Genomic DNA, 18,943 nt, shown 5'->3' with positions numbered 1-18,943 from the left:
CTCAAGCCGCAAGAAAAAAGCAGCGTCGATACGAGCTGCTTTTTCTTGTCGCTTGAGGCTTGGCGCTTGTGGCTTCAGATGCCGTACTGCGCGCGGTAGGCTTCCACCGCCGGCAGGTGCTGCTTGAGCTGTGGATCGTCGGCCAGGTACTCCAGCACCTGGGTCAGCGAGACAATGCTGACCACTGGAATGCCGAAGTCGCGTTCCACTTCCTGGATCGCCGACAGTTCGCCATTGCCGCGCTCTTCGCGGTTCAACGCGATCAGCACGCCGGCGGCGTTGGCCTGCTGGGCCTTGATGATCTGCATGACTTCGCGGATCGCGGTGCCAGCGGTGATCACATCGTCGATGATCAGCACGTCACCGGCCAGGGGCGCGCCCACCAGGCTGCCGCCTTCGCCGTGGTCCTTGGCTTCCTTGCGGTTGAAGCACCATGGCACGTCGAGCTGATGCTGCTCGGCCAGGGCTACCGCAGTGGCTGCGGCCAAGGGAATGCCCTTGTACGCAGGGCCGAACAGCACGTCGAACGGGATCTTGCTGTCGACGATGGCCGCCGCGTAGCAACGACCCAGCTGAGCCAGGGCCGAGCCGCTGTTGAACAGGCCGGCATTGAAGAAATACGGGCTGGTGCGACCCGACTTGAGGGTGAACTCACCGAAGCGCAGAACCCCGCGATCGATGGCAAAACGGATGAATTCGCGCTGATACGGCTGCATGAGGAGTCCCGGATACCACGGATTTAGCTAATTGAGTAGAGCTCGGGTATCATACACGCACGTGATTTTTGGGGCCATTTATGCGGATCATCAGTGTGAACGTGAATGGCATTCAGGCTGCGGTCGAGCGAGGTTTGCTCAGCTGGCTGCAAGCTCAGAATGCCGACGTCATCTGCCTTCAGGATACCCGCGCCTCGGCCTTTGAACTCGACGACCCGGCTTTTCAGCTCGATGGCTACTTCCTTTATGCCTGCGACGCAGAAGTACCCGCCCAAGGCGGCGTGGCACTTTACTCGCGTTTGCAGCCCAAGGCAGTCATCAGCGGCCTGGGCTTCGAGACAGCCGACCGCTACGGACGTTACCTGCAGGCCGATTTCGACAAAGTCAGTATTGCCACCTTGCTGCTGCCTTCCGGACAGAACGGCGACGAAGACCTGAACCAGAAGTTCAAGTTGATGGACGACTTCGCCAAGTACCTGGACAAGCAGCGCCGCAAGCGCCGCGAATACATCTACTGCGGCTCGTTGTACGTGGCGCAGCAGAAGCTCGACATCAAGAACTGGCGCGACAGCCAGCAGTCGCCAGGCTTCCTCGCGCCAGAACGCGCCTGGATGGACGAGATCGTCGGCAACATGGGTTATGTGGACGCCCTGCGCGAAGTCAGCCGTGAAGGTGACCAGTACAGCTGGTGGCCAGACAACGAACAGGCCGAGATGCTCAACCTGGGCTATCGCTTCGACTACCAGTTGCTGACCCCAGGCCTGCGCCGCTTCGTGCGCAGCGCCCGCCTGCCACGCCAGCCGCGCTTCTCGCAACACGCGCCGCTGATCGTGGACTACGACTGGACGCTGACCATCTGACCTCCGGAGCCACAAGCTTCAAGCTGCAAGCCATAAGAAAAGGCAGTTGCCGTACCGCTCTTGCTTACCGCTTGCAGCTTGTTGCTTGAAGCTCAAAAACGAAAAAGCCGACCATCAGGTCGGCTTTTTCGTTTGTGCCAGCGGCTCAGTCAGCCAGCGCAGCTTTCTGCAGCTCGAACAGATCGGTCATGCCTTTCTGCGCCAGCTCCAGCATGGCGTTGAGTTCCTGCGGCTGGAACGGTGCACCTTCGGCGGTGCCCTGGACTTCGATGAAGCCGCCAGCGCTGGTCATGACCACGTTCAGGTCGGTTTCGGCGGCGGAGTCTTCCAGGTAGTCCAGGTCGAGGACCGGAGCGCCCTGGTACATGCCCACCGAGACGGCGGCAATCATGTGCTTGAGCGGATCGCCGCCCTTCAGGCCGCCACGCTTCTTGACCACGCGCAGGGCATCGACCAGGGCGACCATGGCGCCAGTGATGGACGCGGTGCGGGTGCCGCCGTCAGCCTGGATCACGTCGCAGTCGACGTACAGGGTGATGTCGCCCAGCTTGCTCATGTCCAGCGCTGCGCGCAGGGAGCGGCCGATCAGGCGCTGGATTTCCAGGGTGCGGCCACCCTGCTTGCCACGGCTGGCTTCACGCTGGTTACGCTCGCCGGTGGAACGCGGCAGCATGCCGTATTCGGCGGTCAGCCAGCCCTGGCCCTGGCCTTTGAGGAAGCGTGGAACACCGTTCTCGACGCTGACCGTGCAGACGACCTTGGTGTCGCCAAACTCGACCAGTACCGACCCTTCGGCGTGCTTGGTGTAGTTGCGGGTGATGCGGATCGAGCGGAGCTGATCGGCAGCGCGACCACTTGGACGTTTCATAAAGGGATACCTGTACTGGGTTTCGAATCTGCCGAGCATTATAGAGTGCCAGACTGCTGCTGGACATGCCCGGTGGCGAAAGCCCGCCGCACCACTCGTCGCGACGACGAAACCCCGGCCCCAAGGGCGTCGGTCGGGTTTTGCCCGGGCGCTTGCCCCAGTTTGTAACATCCGTTTATGGGAGCCGGGGTCGCACTGCGCTACAATCCTGCGCCTTTGCAGCCTGTCGGCTTTCCCCTTCATCTATCTGCGAGGTACTTCCCATGGTGCACAGCATGACCGCCTTCGCTCGTGCCGAACGAGCCGGGACCCAAGGCACCCTGATATGGGAACTGCGCTCGGTCAATCACCGCTACCTCGAACCGCACCTGCGCCTGCCCGAAGCCTTCCGCGACCTTGAAGGCGCCGTGCGCGAGTCCCTGCGCCAGGGCCTGTCCCGCGGTAAAGTGGAGTGCACCCTGCGCTTCAACGAGGAAAATGCCGGCAAACCACTGCAGGTCGATCGCGAACGCGCCGCACAGCTGGTGGCCGCTGCCGAGACCGTAGCCAGCCTGATCAAGCAGCCCGCGCCGCTCAACCCGCTGGAAGTGCTGGCCTGGCCCGGCGTGCTGGTGGCCGACGCCGCCGACCCGCAGGCGCTGAACCAGGAAGCCATGAGCCTGTTCGAAGCCGCCCTCACCGAGCTGAAGAACGGCCGCAACCGCGAAGGCGCGGAGCTGGCACGCCTGATCAACGAGCGCCTGGACAGCATGAGCCAGGAAGTCACCACCCTGCGCGCCCTGGTGCCACAGATGCTGGCCACCCAGCGGCAGAAAATCCTCGACCGCTTCAGCGACATGCAAGCCGAGCTCGACCCGCAGCGCCTGGAGCAGGAAATGGTCCTGCTGGCGCAGAAAAGCGATGTTGCCGAAGAACTCGACCGCCTCAGCACCCACGTCACCGAGGTGCGCCGGGTGCTCAAGTCCGGCGGCGCGGCGGGCCGGCGCCTGGACTTCCTGATGCAGGAGCTCAACCGCGAAGCCAACACCCTGGGCTCCAAAGCCTTCGACCCACGCAGCACCCAATCGGCGGTCAACCTCAAGGTGTTGATCGAACAGATGCGTGAACAAGTACAGAACATCGAGTAAGGCCACCCCTACCATGAACCACAGCAGCGGCACCCTGTACATCATTTCGGCCCCCTCCGGCGCCGGCAAGACCAGCCTGGTCAAGGCCCTGACCGATGACCTGAACCACATTCGCGTGTCGGTCTCGCACACCACCCGCGCCATGCGGCCGGGCGAGCACGACGGGGTGAACTACCACTTCGTCGACCGCGCCGAATTCGAGCGCCTGAACGCCCAGGGTGACTTCCTCGAGCAGGCCGAGGTCTTCGGCAACTGCTACGGCACCTCGCGCAGCGCGCTGCAGCACACGCTCGACCAGGGCCACGACCTGATCCTTGAAATCGACTGGCAAGGCGCCCAGCAGGTGCGCAAGCTGATGCCCGGCGTGCGCTCGATCTTCATTCTGCCGCCGAGCCAGCAGGCTCTGCGCCAGCGCCTGACGAACCGTGGCCAGGACAGTGACGAGATCATCGAAGGCCGGATGCGCGAAGCGGTCAGCGAGATGGTCCATTACGACGAATACGAGTACGTCATCATCAATGACGACTTCGCGACCGCACTGGAAGACTTGAAGGCCGTGTTCCGCGCCAATCGCCTGCAACGCGACGGCCAGCAACAGCGCCACGGCGAGCTGCTCAAGCAATTGCTCGCCTGAGCCCTCGCCGCACTGTGCCCGGCCGCTTCAGCGGCGGCTGGGCACAGTGGCGTGACGACGCAGCGTCATGCCCAGGAAGAACGCCGGCGCCCGCAGGCGTGAAATCAGCATCAGCACGATGCCCAGCAGCAGAATGATCATCGCGATCACGAACACTAGCCCCAACCCGCCCACGTGCGAGCCACTGCCGAATTCCGGCGAGGCGCTGTCGATCGCGGTCTGAACAAAGATCACCGAAAGAATCCCGCCGCCCAGCAACGGGCACAGGCCGCGCATCAGGAAGTGCCGCAGGCTGTCGAACAGGCTGTGGCGGAAGTACCAGACACAGGCGAACGCCGTCAGCGAGTAGTAGAAGCAGATCATCATTCCCAGGGCGGTGATGGTGTCGGCCAGCACGTTCTCGCTGAGGGTGCGCATGGTCACGTAGAACACACCGGCGGCGACACCGGCGCAGATGGTGGCGTAGCGTGGGGTTTGCGAACGCGGGCAGATGCGCGCGAAACGCTCCGGCACGGCGCCGTAGTAACCCATCGCCAGCAGGGTGCGGGCCGGCGACACGAAGGTCGACTGCAGCGACGCGGCGGTACTGGCGAGCACGGCGATGGACATCAGGATCGCCAGCGGCCCCATGACCGGGCCGGCCAGGTGGGCAAAGACGTTTTCCTGGATGCGCGGGTTACCCAGCCCCAGGCCTTCCTCGCTGATACCGGCAAATTGCAGAGTGGCGATCGCGGTCATCAGGTACAGGCCCAGAATCAGCAGCACCGTCAGGGTAGCGGCGCGGCCCGGAACTTCATCGCTGCCCACCGATTCTTCGCTCATGGTCAGGCACACGTCCCAGCCCCAGAAGATGAAGATCGACAACGACAGGCCGGCAGCGAAGGCCGAGAACGATTCGACACCGAACGGGTTGAACCAGTCCATCTCGAAATTCATCGGCACATGCTCGGCACTGCCACCGAATGCCGCCATGGCGAAGCCCACCAGCACCACCAGTTGCAGCGCCACCAGGCCGTACTGCACCGTCATCGTCGTACCGATGCCGCGACAGCAGATCCACACCGCCATGGCGATGAACACGCAACAGGTGGTGACGTTGACCAGCAGGTTGTCGCTCAGCGCAGCCACCTCGTGGCTGCCGGTGAGTTGCCCGAGGAAGAGATAGAAGAAATCCACCGCCACGCCAGCGAGGTTGGACAGCACGATGGTGGTGGCCGTGACCAGGCCCCAACCGCCGATCCAGCCGATCATCGGGCCGAAGGCGCGGGCCGACCAGGTGAAGGAGGTACCGCTGTCGGGTTCGGCCGCATTCAGCTCGCGGTAGCCCAGGGCTACCAGCAGCATCGGCAGGAAGCCGACGATGAACACCGCCGGCAAGTGTTCGCCGACCTCGCGGACCGTTGGACCCAGGGCGCCGGTGAGGGTGTACACCGGGGCGATGGTGGAAATGCCGAGCACGATGCTGGCGAGCAGCCCGAGGCGGCCCTTGGCCAACCCCTTGGATGCTCCGCCAGATTGCGTGCGAGCCGTCCCCGCCGTACTCGGGGACAGGCTTGCTTGGAATTCGCTCATGAGTTGTTGCCGCCGCTATTGGTATTGTTTTTCAGGGCATCCGGGGATGCCCGCACTCAATGAAACTGCCGGTAAGGCCCGGCGATATTGCCTTCGCAGGGCTTACAGGATTGCCAGACGCTGGCTTTCGCCACGCGCATAGGCGTTACAGGCTGCACGGAACGCCTGAAACAGACGCAACGAAACCGGGTTCTCGGCGATACGCCATTCCGGATGCCACTGCACCCCGAGCACGAAGCCGGGTGCATCCTCCATGGAAACGGCTTCGATCAGTCCGTCCGGGGCGGTCGCCTCGACGCGCAAACCCTCGGCCAGGCGGTCGATGCCCTGGCTGTGGAGCGAGTTGACCATGAAGCTCTGCGGTAAACCCAGTCGCTCGAATTGCCCATCGGGCTCGACATTGACCAGGTGGCGCGGGCTGTACTGCTCTTCCAGCGGGGCGTCGTGGGGTTCGCGGTGGTCCAGGTAACCGGGCAGTTCCTGAACCCGTTGGTGCAAGGTGCCGCCCAGGGCCACGTTGAGCTCCTGGAAACCACGGCAGATGCAGAACACCGGGACGCCGGCGGCAATGGCCGCCTGCAACAGCGGCAGGGTAAGCCGGTCACGAAACACGTCGTGACGGGTACCTTCCGCGCTGGGGGCGCCATTGTAATGATGCGGCTCGACATTTGAAGGCGAGCCGGTGAAAAGAATGCCGCCGAGCTTTTCCAGCAACTGCTCCGGCGCCAGCGCTTCGTTGCGCGCTGGCAGGATCAGCGGAATGCCGGCAAAACCGGCGGCCTCGACGTACTTGTCACCCACGGTGTGGGACGGGGTGTTGCCCAACATCTGGCGGCACGCGGTGACGCCGATCAAAGGGGTTCCGGCTTGCTTCATCGATCCAGCCTCGCATGGAACAACAAATGGCGCATTGAGTTGACACAGCCCTCGTGGGAACTGGCTTGCCAGTTCCCACAGCAAGGCACCGCCACCTGTTCAGAGCTTGATCCAGGTCGCCTTGAGCTCGGTGTACTTGTCGAAGGCATGCAGCGATTTGTCGCGACCGTTGCCCGACTGCTTGAAACCACCGAACGGTGCGGTCATGTCGCCGCCGTCGTACTGGTTGACCCACACGCTGCCGGCACGCAGGGCGCGGGCGCTGCGGTGGGCTTTGGAGATATCGGCAGTCCACACCGCCGCCGCCAGGCCGAACGGCGAGTCGTTGGCGATGGCGATGGCTTCCTCGGCGCTGTCAAAGGTAATCACCGACAACACCGGGCCGAAGATTTCCTCGCGGGCGATACGCATGGCGTTGCTCACGCCGTCGAAGATCGCCGGCTCCAGGTATACGCCACAGGTCTCTTCCAGCACGCGGCGCCCGCCAGTGACCAGCGTCGCACCCTCGGCCTTGCCGGCTTCGACATAGCCGAGCACGGTGTCCAGTTGGGTGCCGTCCACCAGCGCGCCGACGCGGGTTTCCGGGTCGAGCGCATGGCCGGGCTTCCAGGCTTTCAGCGCGTCGACCACCATCGGCAGGAAGCGCGCCTTGATCGAGCGCTCCACAAGCAGGCGCGAGCCGGCAATGCAGACTTCGCCCTGGTTGAAAGCGATCGCACTGGCGGCAGCTTCAGCGGCAGCCTGCAGGTCCGGCGCGTCGGCAAAGACGATGTTCGGGCTCTTGCCGCCGGCCTCCAGCCAGACACGCTTCATGTTCGATTCACCGGCATAGACCATCAGTTGCTTGGCAATGCGGGTCGAACCGGTGAACACCAGGGTATCCACGTCCATGTGCAGGGCCAGGGCCTTGCCCACGGTGTGGCCGTAGCCTGGCAGCACGTTGAGCACGCCAGCCGGAATGCCGGCATCCACCGCCAGTTGGGCAATACGGATCGCAGTCAGCGGCGACTTTTCCGACGGTTTGAGGATCACTGAGTTGCCGGTCGCCAGGGCCGGGCCGAGCTTCCAGCAGGCCATCATCAGCGGGAAGTTCCACGGCACGATGGCCGCGACCACGCCGATGGGCTCGCGGGTGACCAGGCCGAGCTGGTCGTGCGGGGTCGGCGCCACCTCGTCGTAGAGCTTGTCGATGGCTTCGGCGCTCCAGCGGATGGCGTTGGCCGCCGCTGGAATGTCGATGCTCAGCGAGTCGGCGATCGGCTTGCCCATGTCCAGGGTTTCCAACAGCGCCAGCTCCCGGGCATTGGCCAGCAGCAGGTCGGCGAAGGCGATCAGCACGCGCTTGCGCTGGGCCGGTGCCTGGTGCGCCCAGATGCCGCTGTCGAAGCTGCGGCGCGCGGCGGCCACGGCCAGCTCGGCGTCGGCAGCATCGCAACTGGCGATGGCGGCCAGGGCGCGACCATCCACCGGGCTGAGGCAGTCGAAGGTGTCGCCGCTGGCGCTTTCGCGATATTCACCGTCGATGAACGCGCGGCCTTCGATGCGCAGTTGTTGGTAATGGGCTTCCCATTGTTCGCGAGACGGCATTGTCATTGTTCTGTGCTCCGGGCATTACACGGTATGCAGGTACCAGTTGTATTCGAGGTCGGAAATCGACACCTCGAACTCCGCCAGTTCGCTTTCCTTGCAGGCGACGAAAATATCGATGTAGTCAGGGCTGATGTACTGGTTGAGCACTTCGCTGTCGTCCAGCTCGCGCAAGGCATCACGCAGGTTGTTCGGCAGGCTCTGCTCCAGTTGCTCGTAGGAGTTGCCTTCGATGGGCGCTCCCGGCTCGATCTTGTGGGTCAGCCCGTGATGAATGCCGGCGAGGATCGCCGCCATCATCAGGTAGGGGTTGGCGTCGGCACCGGCCACGCGGTGTTCGATGCGCACGGCATCGCTGCTGCCGGTGGGCACGCGAACCGCCACGGTGCGGTTGTCCAGGCCCCAGCTCGGCGCGTTCGGCACGTAGAACTGCGCGCCGAAGCGGCGGTAGGAGTTGATGTTCGGGCAGAGGAAGGCCATCGAGGCCGGCATGGTCTCCAGCACGCCACCGATGGCGTGGCGCAGCGGCTCGCTCTGTTCGGGGTCGTCGCTGCTGAAGATATTCTTGCCGGTGGCCTTGTCCAGCAACGAGATGTGCACATGCAGCCCGTTGCCCGCCTGGCCCGGATAGGGCTTGGCCATGAAGGTGGAGTCCATTTCATGGTCGTAGGCGATGTTCTTGATCAGGCGCTTGAGCAATACCGCGTAGTCGCAGGCCTTCATCGGGTCGACAACGTGGTGCATGTTGACTTCGAACTGCGCCGGGGCGCTTTCCTTGACGATGGCGTCGGCCGGAATGCCCTGCTCCTTGGCGGCTTCCAGCATGTCTTGCAGGCAATCGACATATTCGTCGAGGTCGTCGATCAGGTAGACCTGGGTCGATTGCGGGCGCTTGCCGGAGATTGGCGAGCGCGGCGGCTGCGGGCGACCGTTCAGGTTGTCCTGGTCGATCAGGTAGAACTCCAGCTCGAACGCCGCGCAGATGGTCAGACCCAGGGCGTCGAACTTCTCCACCACGCCGCGCAGCACTTCACGGGGGTCGGCGAAGAACGGCGTGCCATCCAGCTCATGCATGGTCATCAGCAGTTGCGCGGTCGGGCGCTTCTGCCAGGGCTCGAAGCTCAGGGTGCCGGGAATCGGGTAACAGATACGGTCGGCGTCGCCGATGTCCAGGCCCAGCCCGGTGCTCTCGACGGTCGAGCCGTTGATATCGAGGGCGAACAGCGACGCGGGCAGGTTGATGCCCTTTTCATAGACCTTGACCAGGCTCGCCCGCTCGACACGCTTGCCGCGCACCACGCCGTTCATGTCGGCGATCAGCAGATCGACGAACTGCACCTCGGGGTGGGCCTTGAGAAACTCGCCCATTTCGTCAACAGGGATGGCGCACGGAGAGACCGACGTCATGGCTAGGCATCCTTTGGATTTTTTATTGGGGCAGCGATGTAGGGGGTAACGGGGAAATTCGGGGCGGCGATGGCTGGCTTTTGTTCTCGGGAAGTCCATCGGGGGAACGGCTGGGCGCGACACGATCGGACGGGCGTCCCAGGTTCTGGCGCATCATGCCTTGCTTGACGGCCACCGTCGCACTATAGAATGGCCCCCACGCAACAGACATTGGCGTTTTGGCAAGCGAAGAGTGCACCGATGCAATATCAGATCAGTCATGCCGACCTCTCCCTGGTTCTTGCCCTGGTCCGTGGGCGCTCCCTGGCCAAGGCGGCGGAACTGCTCAAGGTCGACGTTTCCACGGTATTCCGCTCGATCCGACGGATGGAGGCGGCGCTGGGGACGGCGTTGTTCGTAAAAAGCCGCAAAGGTTACATCCCCACCGGCACGGCCCAGGCCCTCGCCGAGCAGGCCGAGCGGGCCGAACAGGCGCTGGATGCGGCGCGGGTGGCACTGGCCCATGGCGAGCAGGTGGTCAGCGGCACCGTGCGCCTGACCTGCACCGACGCCGTGCTGCACAGCCTGCTGCTGCCAGCGCTGGCCGACTTCATGCCGGCCTATCCGGCGCTGACCCTGGAGCTGGCGACCTCCAACACCTTCGCCAACCTCAGCCGCCGTGACGCAGACATGGCCCTGCGTCTGACCAACTCGCCGCCCGAGCATCTGGTCGGACGCTGCCTGGGATCGGCGTCCTATGTGGTCTGTGGCCGCGAGGAATTTCGCGCGCGCCTCGACCAGGTGCCGGCCAGCCTGCCGTGGATCTCCCCGGACGACTCCATGCAAGACCACCCCACCGTGGTCTGGCGCACCGAGAAACTGCCTGGCGTGACGCCCCGTTACCGCTGCAGCGGTATCTCGTCCATCGCCCAGCTGGTGGCCGCCGGCCTTGGCGTGGCGGCACTGCCGGACTACATGGCGCACACCTTGCCGGGCGTCGAGCAACTGAGCGACGCGCTGCCCGGTTGCGACACGCAATTGTGGCTGCTGACCCGCCCGGATTGCCGCGCGCTGCGCTCGGTACAGACCCTGTTCGACGAGTTGACCCCACGCTTGCGCAATGCCTTGATCTGACCAATAGACGAAGACTATTGAAATAGACGCTTACAAGTCGGTATTGTCAGCGTATTCAGGGCTCGCAGCCGAAATCAGCGCTTCCCTAACCGCTGGTGATTTTTTAAACTGTCGAGTCCGCTCGCCCACATTCGGGCAGTACACCGCATTTGCTACTTGAGGAACACCATGGCCCGCGTAACCGTTGAAGACTGCCTGGAACACGTCGATAACCGCTTTGAGCTGGTCATGCTGTCCACCAAGCGTGCCCGTCAATTGGCAACCGGCGGCAAGGAGCCGAAAGTGGGCTGGGAAAACGACAAGCCTACCGTCGTCGCGCTGCGCGAAATCGCCGAAGGTTTCGTGACCGCCGAGTTCATCGCCGCCGAAGAGATCGTCACTGAAGACCCTGTCTTCACTGCGTTCGAGGACGAGGCCAACGAGGCCGTCTAAGTCCATGCCTGGTCGACGTTGTACGGCGCGGGGCCCTCATCTTCTTCGGCAGGAGGTCGTATCTTGCCGAGCATAGACGCCCTCGCCGATCGTCTGTCGACCTACCTCGGCCCGGATCAGGTCAACCTGGTCCGCCGAGCCTATTTCTACGCCGAGCAGGCCCACGACGGCCAGCGCCGCCGCAGTGGCGAGGCGTATGTCACGCATCCGCTGGCGGTCGCCAGCATCCTCGCCGACATGCACATGGACCATCAGAGCCTGATGGCCGCCATGCTGCACGATGTCATCGAAGACACCGGCATCGCCAAGGAAGCCCTGAGTTCACAATTCGGCGAAACCGTCGCCGAACTGGTCGATGGCGTCAGCAAGCTGACCCAGATGAACTTCGAGACCAAGGCCGAAGCCCAGGCGGAAAACTTCCAGAAAATGGCCATGGCCATGGCCCGGGATATCCGCGTGATCCTGGTCAAGCTGGCCGACCGGCTGCACAACATGCGCACCCTGGAAGTGCTGTCCGGCGAAAAACGCCGACGCATTGCCAAGGAAACCCTGGAAATCTACGCCCCCATCGCCAACCGTCTCGGCATGCACAGCGTGCGCATCGAGTTCGAAGACCTGGGCTTCAAGGCGATGTACCCGATGCGCTCCGCGCGTATCTACCAGGCGGTCAAGCGCGCCCGCGGCAACCGCAAGGAAATCGTCAACAAGATCGAAGAGTCGCTGAGCCACGCCCTGGCGGTGGATGGCATCGAAGGCGAGGTCAGCGGCCGGCAGAAACACATCTATGGCATCTACAAGAAGATGCGCGGCAAACGCCGGGCCTTCAACGAAATCATGGATGTCTACGCCTTCCGCATCATCGTCGACAAGGTAGACACCTGCTACCGCGTGCTCGGCGCCGTGCACAATCTGTACAAGCCGCTGCCCGGCCGCTTCAAGGACTACATCGCGATTCCCAAGGCCAACGGCTATCAGTCGCTGCACACCACGCTGTTCGGCATGCACGGTGTGCCCATCGAAATCCAGATCCGCACCCGCGAGATGGAAGAGATGGCCAACAACGGCATCGCCGCCCACTGGCTGTACAAGTCCAGTGACGACGAGCAACCCAAGGGCACTCACGCCCGTGCACGGCAGTGGGTCAAGGGCGTGCTGGAAATGCAGCAACGGGCGGGCAACTCCCTCGAATTCATCGAAAGCGTGAAGATCGACCTGTTCCCGGACGAGGTCTACGTGTTCACGCCCAAGGGCCGGATCATGGAGCTGCCAAAAGGCTCCACTGCCGTGGACTTCGCCTACGCCGTGCACACCGATGTCGGCAACAGCTGCATCGCGTGCCGTATCAACCGTCGTCTGGCGCCGCTGTCCGAGCCGCTGCAAAGCGGCTCGACGGTGGAAATCGTCAGCGCGCCGGGCGCCCGACCGAACCCGGCGTGGCTGAACTTCGTGGTAACCGGCAAAGCCCGGACCCACATCCGCCACGCCCTGAAGCTGCAACGCCGCTCCGAATCCATCAGCCTGGGCGAACGCCTGCTGAATAAGGTACTCAACGGTTTCGACAGCGCCCTGGACAAGATTCCGCCGGAGCGCATCCAGGCCATGCTCGCCGAGTACCGCCTGGAACTGATCGAGGACCTGCTCGAAGACATCGGCCTGGGCAACCGCATGGCCTACGTTGTGGCCCGCCGCCTGCTCTCCACCGAAGGCGAACAATTGCCGAGCCCGGAAGGCCCGCTGGCGATCCGCGGCACCGAAGGCCTGGTCCTGAGCTACGCCAAATGCTGCACGCCGATTCCCGGCGACCCCATCGTCGGCCATCTTTCGGCCGGAAAAGGCATGGTGGTGCACCTGGAAAGCTGCCGCAATATCAGCGAAATCCGCCACAACCCGGAAAAGTGCATCCAGTTGTCCTGGGCCAAGGACGTGACCGGCGAGTTCAACGTCGAACTGCGCGTCGAGCTGGAACACCAGCGCGGCCTGATCGCGCTGCTGGCCAGCAGTGTCAACGCCGCCGACGGCAACATCGAGAAGATCAGCATGGATGAGCGCGATGGTCGCATCAGCGTCGTCCAGTTGGTGGTCAGCGTACACGACCGCGTGCACCTGGCCCGTGTGATCAAGAAACTGCGTGCGCTGACGGGCGTCATCCGAATCACCCGCATGCGCGCGTAGCCCTTCCCTTGCAAGGAGTCACCATGACCAAGACCGTCATCAACAGCGACAAGGCCCCTGCCGCCATCGGCACCTATTCCCAGGCGATCAAGGCCGGCAACACCGTCTACATGTCGGGCCAGATCCCTCTCGATCCGAAAACCATGGAACTGGTCGAAGGCTTCGAAGCCCAGACCGTTCAGGTCTTCGAAAACCTGAAAGCCGTGGCTGAAGCGGCTGGCGGCTCCTTCAAGGACATCGTCAAGCTGAACATCTTCCTGACCGACCTGAGCCACTTCGCCAAGGTCAACGAAGTCATGGGCCGCTATTTCGAACAGCCTTACCCGGCGCGCGCGGCCATCGGCGTCGCCGCGCTGCCACGCGGTTCGCAAGTCGAGATGGACGCCATCCTGGTACTCGAGTAATACCTTGCGGCGAGCCCTGCCGGGCTCGCCGCTCTTGTCTTCCTGAAGGACCCCGTCATGCGCCACGCGCTTGCCCTTTCGCTGCTTGCCGCACTGCTTGGCGGCTGCGCCAGCCACAAACCCGAAGATTTCAACGGCGTCTGGATCAACCAGGCCGCTATCGATGCTGCCTCCAAAGGCACCGGCCTGCGCTACGCCCTTGAGCGTCACGGCCCGAATTTCGAATGGAAAATCAATATTCCCGCCGGCCAGGCCAGCTACAGCAATGGCTTCGAACTGGTGGAAGGTCGCCTGAAAGCCGTCGATGAAGACCGCTGGCAAGTGGAACTGGAAGGCGACCAGGTGGAAAACCTCGAACTGGACGGCAAGGAACTGGTGCAGGCCACCAGCGATTGGGCCCCGGAACAGCACTTCCAGCGCAGCAGCGAGACCATCAACCCTGACGCCCCACCCGGTGCCGCCTTCGAACAGGCGCTGTACGGCGCTTACCTGAAAGGCAACTGGAAAGTCCTCGAAGGCCCCGGCCAGGGCGGCGTGGTGCGCTTTCGCGACAATGGCGCCCTCGACGGCCTGCCGAACCTGGACCGCTACGCCCTGTGCCTGGCCGGCGACTGCGCCAGCATGACCGGCAAGTGGGACAGCCTGTGGCTGGAACGCAACCAGCAGGGCAACCCCTGGATCTTCAAGCGCAACGGCAAGCAACTGGAGATTTTCCAGGCCGTCAACGAGGCTCAGCCCGATGAAATGCCCGAACTGCGCCCCGGTGCTCGCCGCTGGCTCCTGGAGCAGAAGTGACCGAAGGGCGCCTCAGCGCCCTTCGAGAATCGCCGAATATCCCTCGCGGTAGCTGGCAAATGCCGGCGCCCATCCCAACGCGCGGGCCCGGGCATTGCTGCAGCGCTTGCTGCCGGTACGCCGCACACGCTGCTGATCGGACCACTCGGTAACGCCCAGGTACTCGCGCAGCCAGGCCACGACCTCGGCCAGCGGCGCCGGCGCGTCATCCACGCCAATGTAGCAGTCGTCCAGGGGTGTTCCCGCCAGATCCGCCTTGAGCAGGAACGCGAGCAGGCCGGCGGCATCCTCGGCGTGAATGCGGTTGCCGTACAGCGGCGGCTCCTCGGCGACTCGATAGCCCTGGCGCACCTGGCTCAACAACCATTCACGCCCCGGGCCGTAGATGCCGGTCAGGCGCACGATGCTGGCGGGCAAACCGCTGTCGAGCGCCAGACGCTCCGCTTCCAGCATCACACGCCCGGAGTATTCCTTCGGCGCAGTCTCCGAGGTTTCATCGATCCACTCGCCGTTCTGCTGGGCGAACACGCTGCTGCTGGAGACGAAGAGAATGCGCCGGGGCCGCTGCCCACGGTCGCTCAGCCAGGCCAGCACATTGCGCAGCCCCTCGACATAGGCCGAGCGGTAGCCGGCCTCGTCATGCTGGCTGGCAGCCACGCTGTAGACCAGGTAATCCGGAGCCTCCACCGGCCAGTCTGCCGGGCACAGGCCGGTTTCCAGATCGCCGGCGATGCCCGTGACACCCTCTGGCAGCGCACTGATGTTTCGGCGCAGCCCGCTGACCGACCAGCCGGCACCCAGCAATTGCCTGGCGAGGCGCCCCCCCACATCACCACAGCCGACGATCAGAACCGAAGGTAAAGACATGCCGAAACTCCCATAACCAAAGACCGAACTATTCCGCCATATTCGATAGGCGGCTAGCCATCATTGCAAAAAAAGCTACTTTATTATTTCTGCTAACAAGAATTACTTGCAATAATGGCCGCCCTTTTTTCGTTCTCGGCCTGTTTCGAGGCCTTGAAGACCATTCACTCCTTCTCTTCATCAGGTCCGGCCAGCATGACACGCATCCAACCTTCCGCTTCGCCAACCACGTCGCGCTCCCTGCGCGCCATCGCAGCGCTGATGCTCAGCCTGATGCTGGCGCCCGTCGCAATGGCTGAAGAACCCGCCAATGCCGCCGCAGCACCCGCTGCTGCCGCTGCTGCCCCGGCCGCACCTGCCGCCGAAGGCAGCGCGCCCGCCGCAGCCCCTGCCGCCGCCCTGACGCCTGAGCAGCAGGCGCAACTGGATGAAGCGCTGAAGAACAATCCGGAACTGAAGGAGGCAATGGACAATCTGGAGAAGCTGGGTGCCGACCTCGAAGCGCAAAAAGCGCTGGAAGAAGACACCACCCTGGGCATGGGCCATGACCTGTCGCCGTGGGGCATGTACCAGAACGCCGACGTGGTGGTGAAAGCCGTGATGATCGGCCTGGCCATCGCCTCGATCATCACCTGGACCATCTGGATCGCCAAAGGCTTCGAGCTGCTGGGCGCCAAACGTCGCCTGCGCCGTGAAATCGCCGTCCTGAAGAAGGCCACCAGCCTCAAGGACGCCAGCGACAACACCAACACCCCCGGCACCCTGTCGCACATCCTGGTCCATGACGCGCTGGAAGAAATGCACCTGTCGGCCAACGCCCGCGAGAAAGAAGGCATCAAGGAACGCGTCAGCTTCCGCCTGGAGCGCCTGGTCGCCGCCAGCGGTCGCAACATGAGCAGCGGCACCGGCGTGCTGGCGACCATCGGTTCCACTGCACCGTTCGTCGGTCTGTTCGGTACCGTATGGGGCATCATGAACAGCTTCATCGGCATCGCCAAAACCCAGACCACCAACCTCGCCGTGGTTGCCCCGGGTATCGCCGAGGCCCTGCTGGCCACCGCACTGGGCCTGGTCGCAGCGATTCCGGCCGTGGTCATCTACAACGTCTTCGCCCGCTCCATCGCCGGCTACAAGGCTCAGGTCTCGGACGCTTCGGCCCAGGTCCTGCTGCTGGTCAGCCGTGACCTGGACCATCAGCCAGGCGAGCGCTCCGCTCAGCCGCACATGGTGAAAGTGGGGTAAGCCATGGGCCTGCATCTTAACGAGGGTGGCGACGACCTCGCCGAAAACCACGAAATCAACGTGACGCCGTTCATCGACGTCATGCTGGTTCTGCTGATCATCTTCATGGTGGCAGCGCCGCTGGCCACGGTCGACATCAAGGTCGACCTCCCCGCGTCGACCGCGAAACCCGCGCCGAGACCGGAAAAGCCGGTGTTCCTCAGCGTCAAGGCCGACCAGAAGCTGTACCTGGGTGAAGACCTGGTGCAGCAGCAGGACCAGTTGGGTGCGATGCTCGACGCCAAGACCAAGGGTGACAAGGAAACCACGATCTTCTTCCAGGCCGACAAGGGCGTGGATTACGGGGATCTGATGGAAGTCATGAACGTTCTGCGTGCCGCCGGCTACCTCAAGGTCGGTCTGGTCGGACTTGAGACGGCAGCCAAGAAATGATCGAGACCCGGTACAAGCTGGGGCGTTACGGCGGTAGCCTGTTCCTCGTACTGGCCGTGCATGCCATTGCCATCGTGTTGACCCTGAACTGGTCGACCCCACAGGCCATCGAACTGCCGCCCCAGGCCATGATAATCGAGATGGCCCCGATGCCGGAGCCGGCGCCGCCGCCACCGCCCAAGGTGGTGACGCCGCCGCAGCCGCCCGCGCCGGTGGAAGAGCCGCCGTTGCCGAAGCTGGTCGAAGCGCCGAAGCCGAAAATCGCGATTCCAAAGCCTGCCAAGCCCAAAGCCAAGCCACAGCCGCCCAAGCCTGAGCAGAAGGAAGAACCGAAAGAGAAGCCGGTCGATCAGGAGGTGGTCGATACACCGCCGAGCAATGCTCCGGCGCAGAAATCGGCCGCACCGCAACCGAGCATCGCCAGCAACAGCAACGCTCTGCCCACCTGGCAAAGCGACCTGCTGCGTCACCTGGCCAAGTACAAGCGTTATCCGGAAGATGCCCGTCGTCGCGGACAGACCGGTATCAACCGGCTGAACTTTGTGGTGGACGGCGAAGGTCGGGTGCTCTCGTACAATCTGGTCGGCCGCTCGGGCAGCGCCTCGCTGGACCGTGCGACCCTCGAGATGATCCGCAAGGCGCAACCGCTGCCGGTACCGCCGAAGGAGTTGCTCAATAACGGCACGATCGAAGTGAACGCGCCGTTCTCCTATACGCTGGACAAGCGCTAGGTTTGAAACAGGCTTGAGAGGACTGCGGCGTGAGTCGCAGGCCTTCCAGGCCTGTTTGCATTTTGCCAGGCCTGAATCCGCAGCCTGGATCAATGTTTCCGTCTCCCGCATGCAACTCTGATAACGTGCGTCTATCGGTTGCAGCCGCTATGCTGGGGCCGCTACCTCATGGACGCACGTTATGACCCTTACAGAATTACGCTACATCGTCACTCTTGCCCAGGAACAGCATTTCGGCCACGCGGCCGAGCGCTGCCATGTCAGCCAGCCGACCCTGTCGGTGGGCGTGAAAAAGCTCGAGGACGAACTCGGCGTGCTGATTTTCGAGCGCAGCAAGAGCGCGGTGCGCCTGACACCCGTCGGTGAAAGCATCGTCGCCCAGGCGCAGAAAGTCCTCGAACAGGCCCAGGGGATCCGCGAACTGGCCCAGGCCGGCAAGAACCAGCTGACTGCGCCACTCAAGGTCGGTGCCATCTACACCGTCGGTCCTTACCTGTTTCCGCACCTGATTCCGCAACTGCACCGGGTCGCCCCGCAGATGCCGTTGTACATCGAGGAAAACTTCACCCACGTCCTGCGCGACAAGCTGCGCAACGGCGAGCTGGACGCGGTGATCATCGCCCTCCCGTTCAACGAGGCAGACGTCCTGACCCTGCCGCTCTACGACGAACCCTTCTATGTGCTGATGCCTGCCGGCCATCCCTGGACCCAGCAGGAGACCATCGATGCCAGTCTGCTCAACGACAAGAGCCTGTTGTTGCTCGGCGAAGGCCACTGTTTCCGCGATCAGGTCCTGGAAGCCTGCCCGACCCTGACCAAGGGCAACGACGGCGCCAAGCACACCACGGTGGAATCCAGTTCGCTGGAAACCATCCGTCACATGGTTGCCTCGGGCCTGGGCGTGTCGATCCTGCCGCTGTCGGCCGTGCACAGCCACCATTACGCTCCCGGCGTGATCGACGTACGCCCGCTGAGCGCCCCGGCGCCGTTCCGCACCGTGGCCATCGCCTGGCGGGCGAGTTTCCCGCGGCCCAAGGCCATCGAGATCCTCGCCGATTCGATCCGTCTCTGCTCGGTGGCCAAGCCACCTGCGGACCAGTAGGTTGTT

At 63.5% G+C, this 18,943-nt stretch carries 19 protein-coding genes; 12 read left to right on the top strand and 7 right to left on the bottom strand.

The features are described from left to right. Window positions 1-74 precede the first annotated feature (74 nt). Window positions 75-716 (bottom strand): orotate phosphoribosyltransferase, encoded by a 642-nt coding sequence (gene pyrE, locus AC05QJ_RS01550; RefSeq protein WP_476745254.1) that lies wholly within the window; start codon window positions 714-716, stop codon window positions 75-77. Between the two features lie 80 nt (window positions 717-796). Between pyrE and AC05QJ_RS01545 the strand changes: the two genes are divergently transcribed. Beyond that, window positions 797-1,576 (top strand): exodeoxyribonuclease III, encoded by a 780-nt coding sequence (locus tag AC05QJ_RS01545; protein WP_095158959.1) that lies wholly within the window; start codon window positions 797-799, stop codon window positions 1,574-1,576. A gap of 145 nt (window positions 1,577-1,721) precedes the next feature. On the opposite strand, the gene rph is transcribed toward AC05QJ_RS01545, so the two are convergent. Further along, complete coding sequence (gene rph, locus AC05QJ_RS01540) at window positions 1,722-2,444, bottom strand: ribonuclease PH (RefSeq protein ID WP_476745253.1); 723 nt, start codon at window positions 2,442-2,444, stop codon at window positions 1,722-1,724. Between the two features lie 263 nt (window positions 2,445-2,707). Between rph and AC05QJ_RS01535 the strand changes: the two genes are divergently transcribed. Both AC05QJ_RS01535 and gmk read left to right on the top strand, forming a co-directional pair. Beyond that, the gene (locus tag AC05QJ_RS01535) at window positions 2,708-3,571 is read left to right on the top strand and encodes a YicC/YloC family endoribonuclease (protein ID WP_476745252.1); all 864 of its coding nucleotides are present in this window, start codon (window positions 2,708-2,710) and stop codon (window positions 3,569-3,571) included. Between the two features lie 13 nt (window positions 3,572-3,584). Beyond that, window positions 3,585-4,205 carry a guanylate kinase gene (gene gmk / locus AC05QJ_RS01530; protein ID WP_476745251.1) on the top strand — a complete coding sequence of 207 codons (621 nt, stop codon included), beginning with the start codon at window positions 3,585-3,587 and terminating at the stop codon, window positions 4,203-4,205. Window positions 4,206-4,232: 27 nt separating this feature from the next. Here gmk and AC05QJ_RS01525 read toward each other — a convergent pair whose 3' ends face one another. From AC05QJ_RS01525 to AC05QJ_RS01510, 4 genes are all read right to left on the bottom strand, one after another. Continuing rightward, entirely contained in the window at window positions 4,233-5,777 is a 1,545-nt protein-coding gene (locus AC05QJ_RS01525) for an APC family permease (protein WP_476745250.1), read from the bottom strand. Window positions 5,778-5,879: 102 nt separating this feature from the next. Then, complete coding sequence (locus AC05QJ_RS01520) at window positions 5,880-6,653, bottom strand: gamma-glutamyl-gamma-aminobutyrate hydrolase family protein (protein ID WP_476745249.1); 774 nt, start codon at window positions 6,651-6,653, stop codon at window positions 5,880-5,882. A 99-nt stretch (window positions 6,654-6,752) separates the two neighbouring features. Next, window positions 6,753-8,246 (bottom strand): aldehyde dehydrogenase, encoded by a 1,494-nt coding sequence (locus tag AC05QJ_RS01515; protein WP_476745248.1) that lies wholly within the window; start codon window positions 8,244-8,246, stop codon window positions 6,753-6,755. An 18-nt stretch (window positions 8,247-8,264) separates the two neighbouring features. Beyond that, window positions 8,265-9,647 carry a glutamine synthetase family protein gene (locus tag AC05QJ_RS01510; RefSeq protein ID WP_476745247.1) on the bottom strand — a complete coding sequence of 461 codons (1,383 nt, stop codon included), beginning with the start codon at window positions 9,645-9,647 and terminating at the stop codon, window positions 8,265-8,267. A 240-nt stretch (window positions 9,648-9,887) separates the two neighbouring features. Here AC05QJ_RS01510 and AC05QJ_RS01505 point away from each other — a divergent pair, with 240 nt between their 5' ends. From AC05QJ_RS01505 to AC05QJ_RS01485, 5 genes are all read left to right on the top strand, one after another. Further along, window positions 9,888-10,760, top strand: a complete 873-nt coding sequence (locus AC05QJ_RS01505) for a LysR family transcriptional regulator (protein ID WP_476745246.1) — start codon at window positions 9,888-9,890, stop codon at window positions 10,758-10,760. 168 nt (window positions 10,761-10,928) lie between these two features. Continuing rightward, complete coding sequence (rpoZ, locus tag AC05QJ_RS01500) at window positions 10,929-11,192, top strand: DNA-directed RNA polymerase subunit omega (RefSeq protein ID WP_476745245.1); 264 nt, start codon at window positions 10,929-10,931, stop codon at window positions 11,190-11,192. Between the two features lie 63 nt (window positions 11,193-11,255). After that, on the top strand, window positions 11,256-13,364 hold the full coding sequence (gene spoT / locus AC05QJ_RS01495) for a bifunctional GTP diphosphokinase/guanosine-3',5'-bis pyrophosphate 3'-pyrophosphohydrolase (RefSeq protein WP_476745244.1): 2,109 nt from the start codon (window positions 11,256-11,258) through the stop codon (window positions 13,362-13,364). Window positions 13,365-13,387: 23 nt separating this feature from the next. Further along, a complete protein-coding gene (locus AC05QJ_RS01490) occupies window positions 13,388-13,768 on the top strand; it encodes a RidA family protein (RefSeq protein WP_009394407.1) in 381 nt (126 codons plus the stop codon). 57 nt (window positions 13,769-13,825) lie between these two features. Then, complete coding sequence (locus tag AC05QJ_RS01485) at window positions 13,826-14,563, top strand: hypothetical protein (RefSeq protein ID WP_476745243.1); 738 nt, start codon at window positions 13,826-13,828, stop codon at window positions 14,561-14,563. A gap of 12 nt (window positions 14,564-14,575) precedes the next feature. On the opposite strand, the gene AC05QJ_RS01480 is transcribed toward AC05QJ_RS01485, so the two are convergent. Beyond that, complete coding sequence (locus tag AC05QJ_RS01480) at window positions 14,576-15,430, bottom strand: SDR family oxidoreductase (protein WP_476745242.1); 855 nt, start codon at window positions 15,428-15,430, stop codon at window positions 14,576-14,578. A 195-nt stretch (window positions 15,431-15,625) separates the two neighbouring features. On the opposite strand from AC05QJ_RS01480, the gene exbB reads away from it, so the two are divergent. The 4 genes from exbB (at window position 15,626) to AC05QJ_RS01460 (ending at window position 18,937) form a co-directional block, all read left to right on the top strand. After that, on the top strand, window positions 15,626-16,672 hold the full coding sequence (gene exbB / locus AC05QJ_RS01475; RefSeq protein ID WP_476745241.1) for a tonB-system energizer ExbB: 1,047 nt from the start codon (window positions 15,626-15,628) through the stop codon (window positions 16,670-16,672). A gap of 3 nt (window positions 16,673-16,675) precedes the next feature. Next, on the top strand, window positions 16,676-17,104 hold the full coding sequence (gene exbD, locus AC05QJ_RS01470) for a TonB system transport protein ExbD (protein WP_476745240.1): 429 nt from the start codon (window positions 16,676-16,678) through the stop codon (window positions 17,102-17,104). Then, entirely contained in the window at window positions 17,101-17,835 is a 735-nt protein-coding gene (locus tag AC05QJ_RS01465) for an energy transducer TonB (RefSeq protein ID WP_476745239.1), read from the top strand. Before exbD ends, AC05QJ_RS01465 begins: the two co-directional genes overlap by 4 nt. Before the next feature lie 181 nt (window positions 17,836-18,016). Next, window positions 18,017-18,937 carry a LysR substrate-binding domain-containing protein gene (locus tag AC05QJ_RS01460; RefSeq protein ID WP_476745238.1) on the top strand — a complete coding sequence of 307 codons (921 nt, stop codon included), beginning with the start codon at window positions 18,017-18,019 and terminating at the stop codon, window positions 18,935-18,937. Window positions 18,938-18,943 lie beyond the last annotated feature (6 nt).

The sequence above is a fragment of the Pseudomonas sp. TUM25319 genome (assembly GCF_056388475.1).
Note: the sequence above shows the minus strand (reverse complement) of the source record. Positions and strands in the feature narration are given on the sequence as shown.

What these genes read in the sequence shown, in the direction of transcription:
- AC05QJ_RS01485 (WP_476745243.1), top strand. Translation starts at nt 13,826, where the DNA reads ATGCGCCACGCGCTTGCCCTTTCGCTGCTTGCCGCACTGCTTGGCGGC.
- AC05QJ_RS01505 (WP_476745246.1), top strand. Translation starts at nt 9,888, where the DNA reads ATGCAATATCAGATCAGTCATGCCGACCTCTCCCTGGTTCTTGCCCTG.
- exbB (WP_476745241.1), top strand. Translation starts at nt 15,626, where the DNA reads ATGACACGCATCCAACCTTCCGCTTCGCCAACCACGTCGCGCTCCCTG.
- AC05QJ_RS01545 (WP_095158959.1), top strand. Translation starts at nt 797, where the DNA reads ATGCGGATCATCAGTGTGAACGTGAATGGCATTCAGGCTGCGGTCGAG.
- gmk (WP_476745251.1), top strand. Translation starts at nt 3,585, where the DNA reads ATGAACCACAGCAGCGGCACCCTGTACATCATTTCGGCCCCCTCCGGC.
- AC05QJ_RS01460 (WP_476745238.1), top strand. Translation starts at nt 18,017, where the DNA reads ATGACCCTTACAGAATTACGCTACATCGTCACTCTTGCCCAGGAACAG.
- rpoZ (WP_476745245.1), top strand. Translation starts at nt 10,929, where the DNA reads ATGGCCCGCGTAACCGTTGAAGACTGCCTGGAACACGTCGATAACCGC.
- AC05QJ_RS01525 (WP_476745250.1), bottom strand. Translation starts at nt 5,777, where the DNA reads ATGAGCGAATTCCAAGCAAGCCTGTCCCCGAGTACGGCGGGGACGGCT.
- AC05QJ_RS01535 (WP_476745252.1), top strand. Translation starts at nt 2,708, where the DNA reads ATGGTGCACAGCATGACCGCCTTCGCTCGTGCCGAACGAGCCGGGACC.
- AC05QJ_RS01490 (WP_009394407.1), top strand. Translation starts at nt 13,388, where the DNA reads ATGACCAAGACCGTCATCAACAGCGACAAGGCCCCTGCCGCCATCGGC.
- AC05QJ_RS01515 (WP_476745248.1), bottom strand. Translation starts at nt 8,246, where the DNA reads ATGACAATGCCGTCTCGCGAACAATGGGAAGCCCATTACCAACAACTG.
- AC05QJ_RS01510 (WP_476745247.1), bottom strand. Translation starts at nt 9,647, where the DNA reads ATGACGTCGGTCTCTCCGTGCGCCATCCCTGTTGACGAAATGGGCGAG.
- exbD (WP_476745240.1), top strand. Translation starts at nt 16,676, where the DNA reads ATGGGCCTGCATCTTAACGAGGGTGGCGACGACCTCGCCGAAAACCAC.
- pyrE (WP_476745254.1), bottom strand. Translation starts at nt 716, where the DNA reads ATGCAGCCGTATCAGCGCGAATTCATCCGTTTTGCCATCGATCGCGGG.
- AC05QJ_RS01480 (WP_476745242.1), bottom strand. Translation starts at nt 15,430, where the DNA reads ATGTCTTTACCTTCGGTTCTGATCGTCGGCTGTGGTGATGTGGGGGGG.
- AC05QJ_RS01465 (WP_476745239.1), top strand. Translation starts at nt 17,101, where the DNA reads ATGATCGAGACCCGGTACAAGCTGGGGCGTTACGGCGGTAGCCTGTTC.
- rph (WP_476745253.1), bottom strand. Translation starts at nt 2,444, where the DNA reads ATGAAACGTCCAAGTGGTCGCGCTGCCGATCAGCTCCGCTCGATCCGC.
- AC05QJ_RS01520 (WP_476745249.1), bottom strand. Translation starts at nt 6,653, where the DNA reads ATGAAGCAAGCCGGAACCCCTTTGATCGGCGTCACCGCGTGCCGCCAG.